This is a genomic window from Streptomyces sp. CB01580 (assembly GCF_001905795.1).
GTDB lineage: Bacteria > Actinomycetota > Actinomycetes > Streptomycetales > Streptomycetaceae > Streptomyces.
Window position 1 is genome coordinate 1 of sequence record NZ_LIXJ01000053.1, and the last position, 13,530, is coordinate 13,530.

The following is a 13,530-nucleotide window of genomic DNA, read 5'->3' on the forward strand; positions in this document are numbered from 1 at the left end:
ACCGGACCGGAACCGCCAGATCACCCCCTCGAACTGATCCCGCAGTCGTTCGGGGTACGGGCCGTACTCGCCGATCGGCAGATACGGCTCGATCAACTTCCAATGCTCATCAGTGAGTTGCCTGCGTGTCACAACCCTCGTTCCTACCGGATCCGCCCTCCCGGCGGATCCGCATCGGCAAGATTGATCACGACATCACACAGACCCTAGTGGCCGTGGTCGAGTTCGTCCGTGCGCCGGCCGCACGCTGGGTGTGGTGGGGCGCCCTCGCCCTCACCGCCGCGGGGGCCCTGAACTCCCTGTCGTCCTGGCTGGCGCACGGAGCGGAGGCCGAGTTCGAGCACCGCCTCCGCCGCGCCCTGGCCGTACACGTTTCCCGGCTGCCCACGCCCGCACTGGCCCGGCTCGGCACGACGGGGCTGCGAGCCCGGCTCGACGGCGACGTCACGGCACTGCACCACGCGGTGGCCCACCTGCCCGGCGAGATCGCGATCATGCTGATCGCCCCGCTCGCCGCGCTCGTCCTGCTGACCGGGTACGCCGGACCGCTCGGGCTCGTCGCGGTCGCGCCCGCCGCCCTGGCCGCGGTGTTCCACCTCGTGGTCGTCCCACGGCGGTCACGGCGCTTCGCGGCGGACCGGGGCCGGGTGGTCGCCCGTATCGTCGCGGCGGTCGACGACATGGTCCGCGGCGCGGTGATCACCCGGGTGCACGGCGACGAGTCCGGAGCCTCCGCCCGCTCCACGACCGCGACCCGGGAGTTCGCGCACGGATTCCGGGACTGGGTCGGGCGGGTCGCCACCCCGGCCGCGGTGGCCACCGCGCTGCTCCAGCCGAGCGCGACCCTGGCCGTGGCCTTCTGCGTCGGTCACCGGATGCCGGTCTGGCAGCTCACCGCCGTCTGCGTCTTCGGTCTCGCCGCCCTCGCACCGGTCCTGCGCCTCGGCCACGGCCTCGACCATCTCGGCGCCGCCCGGGACGCGGCCGGGCGCATCGACGCCCTGCTCGCCGAACCCGTACTGCACTCCGGACCCGCCGAACAGCCCCCGGCCTGCGGGACGGACTCCCCGCCACCACCCCCGACCGGATCCCCCGTCACCTCCATCACCCCCCTCACCCCCGTCACTTCCGTCACTTCCGTCACTTCCGTCACTTCCGTGACTTCCGTGACTTCCGTCGACGACGACGCCGCTTCCGCCCCCGCACCGGTCCTCGACGCGGTCACCGTGACGATGGACGGGCGGCCGGTCCTCGGCCCGCTGGACCTGGCGGTCGTGCCGAACGCGGTCACCGCGGTGACCGGCCCCAGCGGTTCGGGCAAGACCACGCTCCTGCGCCTGCTGAGCCGGGGCACCGACCCGGACGACGGCACGATCAGCCTCGGAGGCACCCCGTACCGGGACCTGCCGCTCGAATCGATGGCACGACGCGTGGCCACCGTCCCCCAGTCCCCCGGAGTCCTTCCGCGCAGCATCCGCGAGAACCTGCTGCTCGCCCGCCCGCACGCCACCGACGAGGAACTGCGGGCCGCGCTGGCGGCGGCTGCCCTGCCCGTTCCGCTCGACGCCCCGGCCGCACACCTCTCCGGCGGAGAACGCCAACGCCTCGCCCTCGCCCTGCTGACCGGGTGGTGACGACGTTGACACGTAACGCGCTGCTCGGCCACTTCGAGCGCGGTGGCCCGGGTCGGGCCCACGACCGCGTGCTTCGCTGCGACGTACGGCGCGACGCCGGGCAGGGCGACGAGGCCCATGCCGGAGGCGTTGACGGACCCGGCGTTGTTGAACGCCCCGTCCAGGCGGCCGAACTCGGAGAGCGCCGCGGCGACCAGGGCGGAGTCGGCCTCGACGGAGACGTCGGAGGGAACGAAGAACGCCCGGCCGCCTCCGTGGGGCTGCGGTACGGCGGAAGCCGCCGCCGGCGGGTATCGGACCTGGCATTGCCTCGCGTGACACGGCCTGTTCGCCGGGCCGGTCCGCGTGCCCCGGCCTGCTCGACGGGTCGGCCCGACCCGCGGGCCCATGGGCGGCGGACGTGCGGGAACGGTGTGGCGACGCGCTTCGTTGACGGGGCATGAGCATGAGCGAGGAGGAGCGCGGGGCGGGCGAACCACCGGTGCTGGCGGGTGTCGAGGACCTCGGCTCCGAGGGACGTTTCCGGCGGGCCCGGGCCACGGGCGGCACCGGAGTCGCCCCGCTGGAGATCTGGCTCGGCGAACCCGTCGTGCTCCGGATCGACTTCGTCCCCGCCCGTGACCACCCTGCGGCGCCCGTCCGGATCACGGCGGAGACGTCCACGGGCCCCACACCGCTCGTGGACGCCCTGACGGGCCCGCTGACCGCCGGTGAGCCCACGACTCTCGTGGAATCGCTGCGGTTCGGCGCCCGGCACATCGAATCGCTGCTTTCCGTGCACGTGACCGTCGCAGAGACCGAACTGGCCCTCCGGTTCCCGGCACGGGTTCTCAGGATCTGAGGGAAGGGCGGGCCGAGCCCCCCTGCCCGGGCCGCCGCCATCCGTACAACGACTGGACTGGTACCGACACATGACCGAGCAAGCGCCCGCTGTCCGCGCCGCCACGCGCGAGGACCTGCCACGGGCCGTCCGCACCCTGGGCCGCGCCTTCCTCCACTACCCCCTCACCCGCCACACCATCGCCGCCGACGACCATGCCGCGCGGCTGGAGCGGTTCAACCACCTCTTCGTCTCCCGGATCGGCCTGGAGCACGGCAGGGTGTGGGTGAGCGACGACTGTGCCGCCGTCGCGGCCTGGACGACCCCGGCGACGGATGCCGCCGCGGTCTTCGGCGAGATCGGCCCGGAGCTGGAGCGACTCGCGGGCGACCGCGCGCCGTTCGCGGCCCGCGCGGAGGAGACCATGCGCCCGCACCGGCCGACCGTGCCCACCTGGTTCCTCGCCACCATCGGCGTCGACCCCGGCCGACAGGGCCAGGGCCTGGGCCGCGCAGTGGTCCTTCCCGGGGTGGAGGCCGCCGAACGGGCGGGCGTCCCCGCCTTCCTGGAGACCTCCGACGAGCGCAACGTGCGGTTCTACCAGGGCCTCGGCTTCGAGGTGACCGCCGACTACGCCCTGCCGGACGGCGGGCCGCGCACCTGGGCCATGACCCGCGAGCCCGGCGCCTGAACGACGGAGCCGAGCGCGGACCGGCTCCGCCGACGCCCACCCCCCGACACGACGCCCGGCGTCCGACCTCCGCCCCCGACGCCTGAGGGCCGAGGCCGACCCCCGACGCCCGGCGGTCCGTCAGGCCGGTCGCCGGAGGTGGCCGTCACGGACAGGGCACCCCACCGCGTACGCGCGGCAGAGGGCGACGCAGAAGGCCTGACAGACCGTTGGCCCGTCCCGTTCCCTCCCGCGCCCCATCGAGATCCTCGAACGGGAACGGACCGCGGCGGGCCGCTCGTATGCCGGCCGGGACCGGCCGACGTCCCGCATGCGCTATTGTTGATCTTGTCAGTCCGCAGCAACTCGCGGCGGCCGACAATGCGTTGGTGGTCCAAGGAAAGGCGCCCCGCTTCCTGCGGGGAGATGCAGGTGCAAGGCCTGCCCAGCGCTCGCTCACGGAGCCCTTCCCCCGCGGGGGAAGGGCTCCGTCGCATTCTCCGTTCGTCCCGAATTCGCGCGTCCGGCCGGTCGCGCCCGCGCGCAGCGGGTCTACCGCGTCACCACTTGTCGACGCCCATCGTCTTCGCCGCGCTGTGAATCGCGTTGTAGTGCGGAGTCGACATGTTCGACTTCTTCTGGTTCGCCGGGAGGTTCCGGTCGGCCTGCCGGAACTCGTCGCGCGCCGCGGCCAGCAGGCTGGTTCCGTAACCGACCGGCACATCGTCCTTCCCGTGCACGGGATGCGACTTGGCCGCCGTCTGGCTCCCAGCGTTGGCCAGGATGCTCCGCGCCTGGTTGTACGCGGCCGGCTTGATCGCCTTCGGATTGGCCGCGACGGCGTGCACACCGGGCACCGCGCGGGCCCTTCCGGGGCCGAAGGCGGCGGAGGCGGGGGCGACGGCCGCCGCGACGACTCCGACCGCCACCACCGCGGCGAGCCCGGTCCGGACGATGAGTTTCATACGATGCCTCTCTTGCGCGACGGCAGGACTCCAGGTTGTTGCAGGAGGAATCCTGCCCACACGGGCGAAGGACTTCTGGTGTCGCTGGTCCGGCGATGACTTCGAACCACCCGACCGGACGCCACATCACCCGGCGTCCGGAGCACCGGACCAGAGGACGCTCGAAGCGGTCGAGGACCGTTCCGTCCTGCGCTCGGACCCGGCCGACGACGGCGTAGCCGGCCCGCGGCGCGACCCGGGCCGACACCGCGTTCTCCGGTTCCGCCTTGATCACCGCGCGGGCCGCACTCCGATCGGCCGCGTACTGACACACCAGGTCGACCGCACGTGTCGCCGGTCCCGTCCGTGCCAGGCCGGGTAGAGCCCGTGGCCGGCTCTCCACCCGGACCGGCGCCGACCGGACCGGTGCGATGCGGAACGCCGCCCCGGGGCCGGCGCTCGCCGTCGTCGTGTCGCCGCGAGGGGCGTAGCCCGCCGGGTGGCTCCGGCAGCTGGGACGAGCCGGGACGAGGCCCGTCACGGGCGGCGGGGTTCAGTCCAGGAACAGGATGTCGCCGCCGCCGTCGCGGGTGATCGGCAGGAGGTCGGCCGACGAGCCCTCATGCCGTCGCGCTCCCATCAGGAGTTCGTGCGGGGTCCGATCCCGGTCAGGGCGAGGTCGACCGCGCGTACCACGGTCTCAGCCGACAGCACGGTTCCGATGTGGGTGACATGGATGTGCAGCAGCCCCCCGAGTGCGAACAGGACCAGTTCGGGGTCGACGTCGTCGGCGATCTCCCCCCGGGCCTTGGCGCGGTCCAGGACGACAGCCGCCTTGCCGATCCGTTCGACCCAGAACTCCTTCCGTGCCGCCTCGACCTCGGGATCCCGGTCGGAGACGACCGTGCCCCGGACGAAGGCGATGCCCGTCGGCGTCGACACGAAGGCGGCGAGGTCGGTGAAGAAGTCGATCAGGTCCTGCCGGACCGACCCGGTGTCGGGGATCGGCACCGACTTCTCGGTGTGCGTCAGCAGCGCGTCGATGAGGAGGCGGGGGCGGGTCTTCCAGCGCCGGGTCACGCCGTGACATCCCGCTCGGCAGCGCGCTCGTCGCGTGGGAGAACAAGCGGCGCCCCGGCGTCGAACAGACCCAGCGCACGTCGTACCGCATGCGGCTGCTCAACGCGGTGCCCGACGTGGTGCGCAACCCCCTGCTGTCCGCGGTGGGCGCGCCTCGGGAAGCTGACCGAGCCCCGCCCGGTTCGGCACGTGTTCTCGCACCCGAAGGACGAGAGCTACGACGTTCTGCACGACGAGTTCCGTGCGAAGAACCCGTGGTTCAGCTACACGCGGCTCAACGGTGAGACACACTTCCCGGGCGTCGAGCTGCCGCGTGAAGTGGCCGCGGAGATCGAGGACTTCCTCGAAACGGAGTGACCTCGTCTCCCCAGGCCGTCCTCCACCCGAACGCGGATGCTCCGCCGGCCCAGTGGCCGGCGGAGCATCCGGGTCTGCGGCGCAGCTGGTCAGACGATGGCCAGGCGAACCTCGGCCTTCTTCCCCGAGAAGGTGAAGTCGAACTGTTCCCGGACACCCGAGCTGCACGCCTTCTTCGTCTTCTGCGTGCCACCGGCGACGACGCGAACGACGGCACACTTGCCGTCCGTACGGGTGTCCTCCACCCAACCGGACACCCGTACGCCCTTGTTGGTGCAGGTCAGGCTCCACGAGGCCTGCGCCCCGTCGATCTTGGCCTCCTTGGACGTGTTGCACGTGGCGGCATTCGCCTGGCCGGCGGCACCGACGGCCAGACCGCCGGCGAGCACGATCGCCGACAGGAGGGAGGTGAGGGCCTTGCGGGCAGTGGGCATGGTGCACTCCTGGAGGAAGAAACGAAGGGCGGACCGCGCGGAACCAGGCCCGGATGCGTACCTTCGATGCCCTCCAACGAGGGAGGTCTGTCCGGGACCGTTCGGCGCAGCATCAGACTGCCCCACATGAACGGCCGGGAAGGCCAGTTACCGTCTGCCTTTGTAGGCACGTGTATGCAGGGCGTTGAGCTGCGGTTATGCAGTAAGGCGGCGAAGGCGGGGCCATCCCGGACGTCCGCACCCGACCTATTGGGCCACCAAGGACACCGCCACTCGTCACTGGCGGATCCTGCGCGAGTCCGGCGTCACGCGCGAGCAAGAGCACGGGCGCCACAAGTCCGTCGCACTGCGCCGCGACGATCTCGGCATCCGCTTCCCCGGCCCGCTCGACACCATCCCGGCCGCCCCCCCACCCGCCATGGACCTCTCGGACACGGCCTCGCCGGGTCGGTCGTCCTGCGCCTTCCCCGGTCGGGTCCCGGCGACCGGAGGTGTCCGGGCCCCGGGAGGGGCGGGGTGGTGTGGGTGTTCACCGCCCCTCGGCGGCCGTGCCGCGGAGCGTCATGACGGTGCTGGTGACCGTGGCGACCGGCTTGTTGTCGCTGGTGCGTACGATCTCGCAGACGTAGTGGCTGATCGTGCGTCCGGGGTGTTCGGGGCGGGCGGTGGCGAGGAGTGTGTCGTGCCAGACCGGTCGGAGGAAGGCGACGCGGAGGTCGATGGTCGTGAACGACTCGCCCGGCCGCATGAGGGTGGAGTGCGCTGTACCGATCGCGGCGTCGGCGAGTTCGACCAGGAAGCCGCCGTGGACCGTACCTTGCTGGTTGCCGTGCCTGGTGGCGTCGGCGTCCACCCGCACGGACGCGACACCCGCTTCGACGGCCGTGATCGTGAATCCGAGGGTCTGTGAGATCGCGGTCGGATACCGCATGTGAGTGGGCTCGTCCGGCCATGCTTCGCTGCCGACATGGCGCCGGAGGTGGTCCAGCACGGGAAGACGGTCATCGGAGCCGGGCATCACGGTTCCTCCCTCTCTAGGGGCATCGGTGGGATGGACACGACCGTACGAGAGCAGAAATGATGCATTCAACGAATTGTCATAGAGATTGAAGCCCATGCGGATCGAACGCTCCAAGGCCGTGTCGGACCGGATTGCGGCCTCGATCCGCTCCGGCGAGCTGCCCGCGGGCACCCGCCTCCCCACCCACCGTGAGCTGGCCCGGAAGCACGGCATCGCCCTGGCGACGGCAACCAAGGCGTACCGGGAACTCGCTGATGCCGGGCTCACCGTCGGGGAGCGGGGGCGCGGGACGTTCGTACGCGACCTCAGTGGATTCGCGGGCCCGGACGCCCGTCGCATTCCCGTCACCGACCGGGTCGCGGACCTTTCGTTCAACCAGCCTCTCGCGGAGGAGCAACCGCTCGCTCTGCGCCGGGCACTCCGCGAGCTCGCCTCCGAGGGAGACCTCGCTTCGCTTCTCCGGCAGTCGCCGCCCGGCGGGCACATGCGGGAGCAGGCTGCGGTGGCGACGTACCTCCTCGGGAGGGGGATCGACGTACCGCCCGCGAACGTCGTCCTGACCAACGGGGCACAGCACAGTCTCGACACCGCCCTCGCGACCGTCGCCCGGCCCGGCGCACCCCTCGCACTGGACTCCTTGACGTATCCCGGCGTCAAGCTCGTGGCGCAACTGCGCCACCTCGACCCCGTGCCCGTTCGATGCGGCACGGACGGCACCGATCTGGACGCCCTGGAAGCGCTGTGCCGGTCACGCCGCGTCTCGGCCGCCTATCTCATGCCGACCCTGCACAACCCGCTCGGCTTCGTACTGGACACGTCCGCGCGCGAACGCGTCGCCGAGCTTGCCCGTGCCTACGACTTCTGTCTCGTCGAGGACGCGACGTACGCGTTCCTCGACGCCGCAGCGGCTCCGGCGCTCCAGGCGTTCGCCCCCGAGCGCACCTTCTACGTGGGCAGCTTCTCGAAGAACCTGGCACCAGGACTGCGCATCGGCTACCTCGTCGTCCCCACCTCCCACGTCGACGCCGTCTCACGTGTGCTGCGCGCGACGAGCTGGGGAGTCGACACCGTCGCCAGTGCCCTCGTGACACGGTGGCTGACCGACGGGACCGTTCACGCGATGGAGTCGGCCCGGCGCGCGGACGCGCGAGTACGCCAGAAGGCGGCCGTACACGAACTCGCCGACCTGGGATACCGGGCGCACCCCTGCGCCTACCACGGTTGGCTCGCCCTGCCCGACGACGCACGCGGTGACCTGGTCGCCCGCACGCTCGCCGAGCGAGGCGTCCTCGTCTCCACGGGCGACGCGTTCGCCACGTCGCCCGAGCGGGCCAACGCCCTGCGCCTCGCGCTCGCCACGCCGAGTATGGAGCAGCTCATCCGAGGGCTCTCCATTGTGCGTGAGGTGGTGGGATTCGCCTGAGGAGCACCGACCACAGCCGCGCTCTGCGGGTTCTGGGCCAGGGCCTGCGGTGGTTGTCGTCTTCCGTGCGAAGGTCCGCCTGATCGTGCTCGCTCAGGACGGCCCCGTCGGGCGGCGGATTCGAGAGGCCGTCGCCGTTCCCTCCCGCCCGGTGCCGTCGGGCGAGTCGCCCCTTTGTGACGGCACCGGTCACCTCGGGCATGCCTCGGCAGGCCGGCCCCGACCGGGAAGAGCCCGGCACGGCTGTACGGGGCCATTGCGGTCCGGGCCGGGTACGGCCTTGGCCTGGATAAGCTGCTCGTCATGAAACCGGCGACAACCAGCGGTGCGACCACTGAGCCCACCGTCCTCGATGCCACGGGGCTGGCTTCGGATCCGGAGCTGGAGGCCCGGTTCGCGGAGTCGGCTCACCGGATCCTGGCGGACCTGGTCGGTGGAGGTGCCGCACTGGGCTGGGTCGAACCACCCTCGCGGGACGAGGTGGCGGAACTCCTCGGCCACGTCGTCTCCGCGGTGCAGGCCGGGGACGCGGCCCTGCGTGCCGCCTACTTCGACCGTCGGCTTGTCGGTTTGGGGTACTGGCTCCGCTACGCCCGCCCGACCCATCGGCCACACGCTGATCTGGAGAAGGTTGCGGTAGCCGCCGCCGTCCATGGCCGTGGCGTCGGCCGGGCGCTGACGACTGCCTTGATCGCCGACGCCCGGGAGGCGGGCATCGAAGTCCTCACCCTGGACGCCCGCGGCGACAACGCCCATGCCTTGAGTCTCTACCGGTCGCTGGGCTTCACCGAATACGGTCTTCTTCCCCGCTTCGTGGCCGTCGGCGAACAGCGCTACGACAAGGTCTTCTACATGCTGGATTTTCGTCAGTACGGCTGACTGCTGCCACGCGGCGGCGATCGTCCGGCGCGACCACCCGCACGGTGTCTCGAACGGACCCGTGGGCACCGTTGGTACCGGACGGAGCCCCGCCGTCCGGTACCAACGGTGCCGTCTACTGCTTCCAGTTCGCGGGCTGGCCGGGGTCGAGTGTCCGCCAGTGGGCGAGGACCTCGGGGTCCTGTGCGTCGAGCCAGTCGGTCAGCTCGCGGAAGGACACGCAGCGGACCTCCTTGCGGGGACAGATCTCGCGCATCGTGTCCTCGACGGCATCCATGTAGATCCCGCCGTTCCAGTCCTCGAAGTGGTTCCCGATGAACATCGGCGCACGGCTCCCGTGGAACACCCGCTCGAAGCCCGCGACGTACGAGTCCCGTGCCTCCTTGCGCCATGCCTCGTACTTCGCGGGGTCGCCCTCGGTGCTGCCCTCCGACTGGTTGTAGAGGAAGTTGAAGTCCATGGACAGCACCTGGAAGTCCTTGCCGGGGAACGGCAGCATCTGCAGCGGCAGGTTCCAGATGCCGTTCTTCTTCGACGGCCAGATCTGGAAGTCCCCCGGTGAGCTCGCGTCGTAACGCCAGCCGAAGGGCTTGAGGGCGGGCAGCAGGGTCTTCTGACCCTCCAGGCAGGGGGCGCGCCCGCCGACGACCTCACGGGTGGGGTCGAACGGCAGCGGATCGAGGTCCTTGAAGCCCGTGTTCGTCTTCCAGTTCTGGACGAAGGAGTAGAACTGGTCGATCTCGCTGGTCCACTCGTCCTTGTTCCAGTCCCCGCCGCCCTTCTTCTCGCAGAAGTGGCCGTTGAAATGGGACCCGATCTCGTGGCCTTCCTTCCAGGCGCCGCCGAGCTGCTTCAGCGTCGTGCGGATGTGCTCGCGCGTCGGGTACGAGATCGCGGCGGCCCCGGCCTTGTGCTGGGGCGGCCGGTAGAGGTTTCTCTTGTCCTTCGGGAGCAGATAGATGCCGGTGAGGAAGAACGTCATGTGCGCGTCGCTCTCCTTCGCCACACGGCGGAAGCGCGAGAACATGTGGTCGTCGCCCTCGAGCGCACCGTCCCACGAGAACACCACGAACTGGGGCGGCCGTTCGCCCGGCTTCAGGCGCTTCGCCTTCGGCCGGCCCGGCTGCGGTCCGGTGTAGGACGTGGAGCCGTCCCCCAGGATCTTGACCCTGCCGTCCCACTCCTCGTCCTTCTCCTCTCTCGCGTCGCGGCTGTCCCGGCTGGTCGGTGTCGGTGCGGCGACGGTGTGCGTGGTCCGTTCCGGCGTCCGGTCGTCCGCGGAATCGTCGGACAGCAACGGGATGATCGCCGCGGAACCCGCCGCCACGAGGCAGGCCGCGAGCCCCAGGGCGGCAACGGGGGTGAGACGCATCTGCTTGCGGCGGGACGCGGACCTCGCTCGGGCTCTTGTCATTTCGTCATGGCCTTCGTGTACGTGTTCCAGATCTGGGCCGGGAAGTCCCGGTCGCCCGCGGAGGCGCCGCCCAGCCCCTTGAGCGGCAGCGGCGCGAGGCTCCGGTTCAGGTCCATGCGGTACACGACGACGGCGGTGGCGGCGACCGGGTCGTATCCGATGTACCAGCGCGCGGTGTCGTCCTCGGTGGTTCCGGCCTTGGCGGCGACCGGAGCGGACGGGGCTCCACCGCTTCCGCCGGGCCGGGTGAGCGCGGCGGTCACCTCGTCGGCGACGGCGGGCCGGATGGCGCGCCTCGCCCGCGGCAGGTCGAGCCGGACCGGCTCGCCGTTGCGCGTGGCCTTGCTGACCGAGTACGGGTCCGTGTGCATCCCGTGGGCCGCGAACGTTCCGTACGCGTCGGCCATGCGAATGGCGCTGGGCGTCGAGTTGCCCATCGCGAACGCCGGAACGGGCGGACCGAAGCTCGACGGGAGCAGGCCCGATGCCTCCGCGGTGCTGCGGATCCGCTTCAGGCCCGTGTCCATGCCGAGCTGGAGAAACGGGGAGTTCACGGACTTGGCCATGGCATCGTGCAGGCTGATGCGACCGTAGGAGCGGTTGCCGTCGTTCTTGCCCTTGACCATCTTCCCGCTGCGGTCCCAGTAGGGGCCTTCGGGAGTCGTGATCGGGATGTCGTCGTCGCCGTCGTACACGGTCGACGGGGTGACGGCGGACCGCGGACCGTTGCGCTTGCGCGCGATCCCGTGCTGCAGACCGGCTGCGTAGACGAAGGGTGTGAACGCCGAGCCGGCCGGGACGGTGCTCGCGTTGGACTCGTTGAAGGCCTGGCGCTCGAAGTCCGGCCCACCGTACACGGCGAGGATGCGGCCGTCCGGGGCGACGGACGCGGCCCCGAACCGAACATGCCGGTCGGCCTTGCGTCGCTTGGGATCGAGCGCGCCGCGCGCCTCGCGCACGGACCGGGTCAGCGCGGTCATCCGCGGCTTCTCGAACGTCGTGTAGATCTGGTAGCCGCCGAGGTCGAAGCGCGCGTCGGAGATGTGCCCGACCCGCTTGGTGTACGACTCGGCGAGCTGGACGAGGTAGCCCTTCTGCCCGCCCGTGCTGCTGGGCCCGTGCGGCGGCTTCGGCTCGGGGAAGCTGGTGTACTTGGCGCGTTCGGCCCGGCTCAGCCTGCCGATCTCCACCATGCGGTCCAGGGTCCACCGCCACCGTTCGACGGCCCGTGCGCGGTTGCGGGGGTTGACGGCCGGATCGTAGAGCGAGGCCCCTTTGAGCAGGGACGCGAGGAACGCGCCCTCGCTGGCGTCGAGCTCGGTGACCTCCTTGCCGTAGTACGCCTGCGCGGCACGCTGGAGACCGTAGGTGCCACGGCCGAACCAGCTGGTGTTCAGGTACTCCTGGAGGATCTTGTCCTTGTCCACGTGGCGGTCCAGCTTGACCGCCAGCAGCATCTCGGTGAACTTCCGCGAGAAGGACTGGTCCTGTGACAGATAGACGTTCTTGACGTACTGCTGGGTGATGGTGGACCCGCCCTGGGTGTCACCGTCACTGACCGTGCGCCACAGCGCGCGGGTGATCCCTTGCATCGATATGCCGTGGTCGGTGTAGAAGTCGGCGTTCTCCGCCGCGAGCACGGCCCACCGCACGTGGTCGGGGATCTTCGACAGCGGCATCTCCTGGCGGCTCACCCAGCCGGTACGGGCCATGGGGGTGCCGTCGGCCCAGTAGTAGACGGTGTCCTGCTGGGTGGCGAACGCGTTGAGGTCCTTGGGAATGTCCGTACGCGCGTAGGCGATACCCACCACCGTCAGCAGTATCGCGACGAGCGTCAGGCACGAGCCCAGGACCAGCCGCCACGAGGGCACCCATCTCGGCCAGCCGCTCCGCCCGGCGCGCGGATAGTCCGGTCTGCGCGGCCGGCGGCCGTGCGTACGCCTCGCCTGCTTGCGACGTCCCGTCCCTGGGGCCGGGATCTCTCGTGCGGCCCGCTTCATCCTGCCGAATAAATTGTGCTGCGTCATTCCGTCCAGCCATGACAGTCCGGGCCGGCCTCGAACTCCGACAGTGCCCGTACACGTGCAGTGGTCATTGCGCGTCCGCCGCCACGAGCCGGCACGGCCGACCCTCCCCGGGACCTGCGGACGCCTGCCCGCGTCGAGCGGGCAGCGGGGTCACTCGTCCCGGCCGGTGTGTGCCATGCGCATCCTCAGCTTCAGGTCAGCCCGTTCGGCTGCAGGTCGGGACCGAAAAGCGCCGGGGCAGTCGTGCGCTTCGCCCCGTCGACTCCACCACAGCAAAGGCCAAAGCATGACCGAGAGTTCCGTGGCGAAGTCACGTAAAGATAACAGGCATTCGGGAGCCGCTCCGTACCCCTCTCGTCATCGCTGGGCGCACGGAGCCGCGGCGAGGCTCCGGGAGCCGACCGACGGCAGCGGGCCTCACGTCACCGAACCGGTCGATTCGGTGCGCCGGACCCGCCTTTGGCCCGCCGGAACACCGCGGCCGGAGCGCCGCAGACGGTGCGGGGGCGCGGACCGGTGGCACGTCGGGCACAAGCGGAGCCGGACCGCCGAGCGGGCGTCGCACAGTACCGCCGCAGCCGAACCGGGTGGTGAGACAGCCGAGTTGGAAGTCCGGGGCAAGGGCGAGCACGTCGCGGTGGAGCCGGCTAGTGCTGTGACCGAGAAGGTTCACCGGCTCGTGACGCCCGGCGCGGCACCTCGCGGTGTTGTCGCATCACCCGCGTACGTCCAGTACGCGGACGATGCTCCGCCTTGCGATGCACCGCACCGGACGCCGCGAGCTTCCCGGCAAACCTTCCCGGTCACAGCACTAGTAGGGCTTTGTT

The 13,530-nt window shown here is 70.9% G+C and carries 12 protein-coding genes and 1 pseudogene; 6 read left to right on the top strand and 7 right to left on the bottom strand.

Translation table 11 applies throughout. The annotated features are described in order from the left end of the window. Nucleotides 1–132: pseudogene (locus tag AMK22_RS36210) on the bottom strand (IS5 family transposase); the annotation flags it as partial. A gap of 83 nt (nt 133–215) precedes the next feature. Here AMK22_RS36210 and AMK22_RS36215 point away from each other — a divergent pair. The 3 genes from AMK22_RS36215 (at nt 216) to AMK22_RS36230 (ending at nt 3,145) form a co-directional block, all read left to right on the top strand. Further along, entirely contained in the window at nt 216–1,634 is a 1,419-nt protein-coding gene (locus AMK22_RS36215) for an ATP-binding cassette domain-containing protein (protein ID WP_143203655.1), read from the top strand. A 439-nt stretch (nt 1,635–2,073) separates the two neighbouring features. Then, nucleotides 2,074–2,475: a hypothetical protein gene (locus AMK22_RS36225; RefSeq protein WP_073791915.1), complete on the top strand. Its 402-nt coding sequence runs from the start codon at nt 2,074–2,076 to the stop codon at nt 2,473–2,475. 70 nt (nt 2,476–2,545) lie between these two features. After that, nucleotides 2,546–3,145 carry a GNAT family N-acetyltransferase gene (locus AMK22_RS36230; RefSeq protein WP_073791917.1) on the top strand — a complete coding sequence of 200 codons (600 nt, stop codon included), beginning with the start codon at nt 2,546–2,548 and terminating at the stop codon, nt 3,143–3,145. Nucleotides 3,146–3,684: 539 nt separating this feature from the next. Here AMK22_RS36230 and AMK22_RS40365 read toward each other — a convergent pair. Both AMK22_RS40365 and AMK22_RS36240 read right to left on the bottom strand, forming a co-directional pair. Continuing rightward, nucleotides 3,685–4,089 (bottom strand): hypothetical protein, encoded by a 405-nt coding sequence (locus AMK22_RS40365; RefSeq protein WP_199883422.1) that lies wholly within the window; start codon nt 4,087–4,089, stop codon nt 3,685–3,687. Between the two features lie 618 nt (nt 4,090–4,707). Then, nucleotides 4,708–5,148, bottom strand: coding sequence for a TetR-like C-terminal domain-containing protein (locus AMK22_RS36240; RefSeq protein WP_073791918.1), 441 nt, complete (start codon nt 5,146–5,148; stop codon nt 4,708–4,710). 189 nt (nt 5,149–5,337) lie between these two features. On the opposite strand from AMK22_RS36240, the gene AMK22_RS39820 reads away from it, so the two are divergent. Then, nucleotides 5,338–5,505, top strand: coding sequence for a hypothetical protein (locus AMK22_RS39820; RefSeq protein WP_158072130.1), 168 nt, complete (start codon nt 5,338–5,340; stop codon nt 5,503–5,505). An 89-nt stretch (nt 5,506–5,594) separates the two neighbouring features. On the opposite strand, the gene AMK22_RS36245 is transcribed toward AMK22_RS39820, so the two are convergent. Further along, on the bottom strand, nt 5,595–5,939 hold the full coding sequence (locus AMK22_RS36245; RefSeq protein WP_073791920.1) for a hypothetical protein: 345 nt from the start codon (nt 5,937–5,939) through the stop codon (nt 5,595–5,597). Nucleotides 5,940–6,468: 529 nt separating this feature from the next. Beyond that, a complete protein-coding gene (locus AMK22_RS36250; RefSeq protein WP_199883423.1) occupies nt 6,469–6,957 on the bottom strand; it encodes a PaaI family thioesterase in 489 nt (162 codons plus the stop codon). A 97-nt stretch (nt 6,958–7,054) separates the two neighbouring features. On the opposite strand from AMK22_RS36250, the gene AMK22_RS36255 reads away from it, so the two are divergent. Continuing rightward, complete coding sequence (locus AMK22_RS36255; protein ID WP_073791921.1) at nt 7,055–8,383, top strand: aminotransferase-like domain-containing protein; 1,329 nt, start codon at nt 7,055–7,057, stop codon at nt 8,381–8,383. Between the two features lie 303 nt (nt 8,384–8,686). Beyond that, nucleotides 8,687–9,262, top strand: coding sequence for a GNAT family N-acetyltransferase (locus tag AMK22_RS36260; protein WP_073791923.1), 576 nt, complete (start codon nt 8,687–8,689; stop codon nt 9,260–9,262). 115 nt (nt 9,263–9,377) lie between these two features. On the opposite strand, the gene AMK22_RS36265 is transcribed toward AMK22_RS36260, so the two are convergent. Both AMK22_RS36265 and AMK22_RS36270 read right to left on the bottom strand, forming a co-directional pair. Continuing rightward, the gene (locus tag AMK22_RS36265) at nt 9,378–10,676 is read right to left on the bottom strand and encodes a hypothetical protein (protein WP_073791924.1); all 1,299 of its coding nucleotides are present in this window, start codon (nt 10,674–10,676) and stop codon (nt 9,378–9,380) included. Next, the gene (locus tag AMK22_RS36270; protein ID WP_199883424.1) at nt 10,673–12,703 is read right to left on the bottom strand and encodes a transglycosylase domain-containing protein; all 2,031 of its coding nucleotides are present in this window, start codon (nt 12,701–12,703) and stop codon (nt 10,673–10,675) included. Before AMK22_RS36270 ends, AMK22_RS36265 begins: the two co-directional genes overlap by 4 nt. Nucleotides 12,704–13,530: the final 827 nt, after the last annotated feature.

What these genes read in the sequence shown, in the direction of transcription:
- AMK22_RS36225 (WP_073791915.1), top strand. Translation starts at nt 2,074, where the DNA reads ATGAGCATGAGCGAGGAGGAGCGCGGGGCGGGCGAACCACCGGTGCTG.
- AMK22_RS36230 (WP_073791917.1), top strand. Translation starts at nt 2,546, where the DNA reads ATGACCGAGCAAGCGCCCGCTGTCCGCGCCGCCACGCGCGAGGACCTG.
- AMK22_RS40365 (WP_199883422.1), bottom strand. Translation starts at nt 4,089, where the DNA reads ATGAAACTCATCGTCCGGACCGGGCTCGCCGCGGTGGTGGCGGTCGGA.
- AMK22_RS36245 (WP_073791920.1), bottom strand. Translation starts at nt 5,939, where the DNA reads ATGCCCACTGCCCGCAAGGCCCTCACCTCCCTCCTGTCGGCGATCGTG.
- AMK22_RS36250 (WP_199883423.1), bottom strand. Translation starts at nt 6,957, where the DNA reads ATGCCCGGCTCCGATGACCGTCTTCCCGTGCTGGACCACCTCCGGCGC.
- AMK22_RS36255 (WP_073791921.1), top strand. Translation starts at nt 7,055, where the DNA reads ATGCGGATCGAACGCTCCAAGGCCGTGTCGGACCGGATTGCGGCCTCG.
- AMK22_RS36260 (WP_073791923.1), top strand. Translation starts at nt 8,687, where the DNA reads ATGAAACCGGCGACAACCAGCGGTGCGACCACTGAGCCCACCGTCCTC.
- AMK22_RS36265 (WP_073791924.1), bottom strand. Translation starts at nt 10,676, where the DNA reads ATGACAAGAGCCCGAGCGAGGTCCGCGTCCCGCCGCAAGCAGATGCGT.
- AMK22_RS36270 (WP_199883424.1), bottom strand. Translation starts at nt 12,703, where the DNA reads ATGACGCAGCACAATTTATTCGGCAGGATGAAGCGGGCCGCACGAGAG.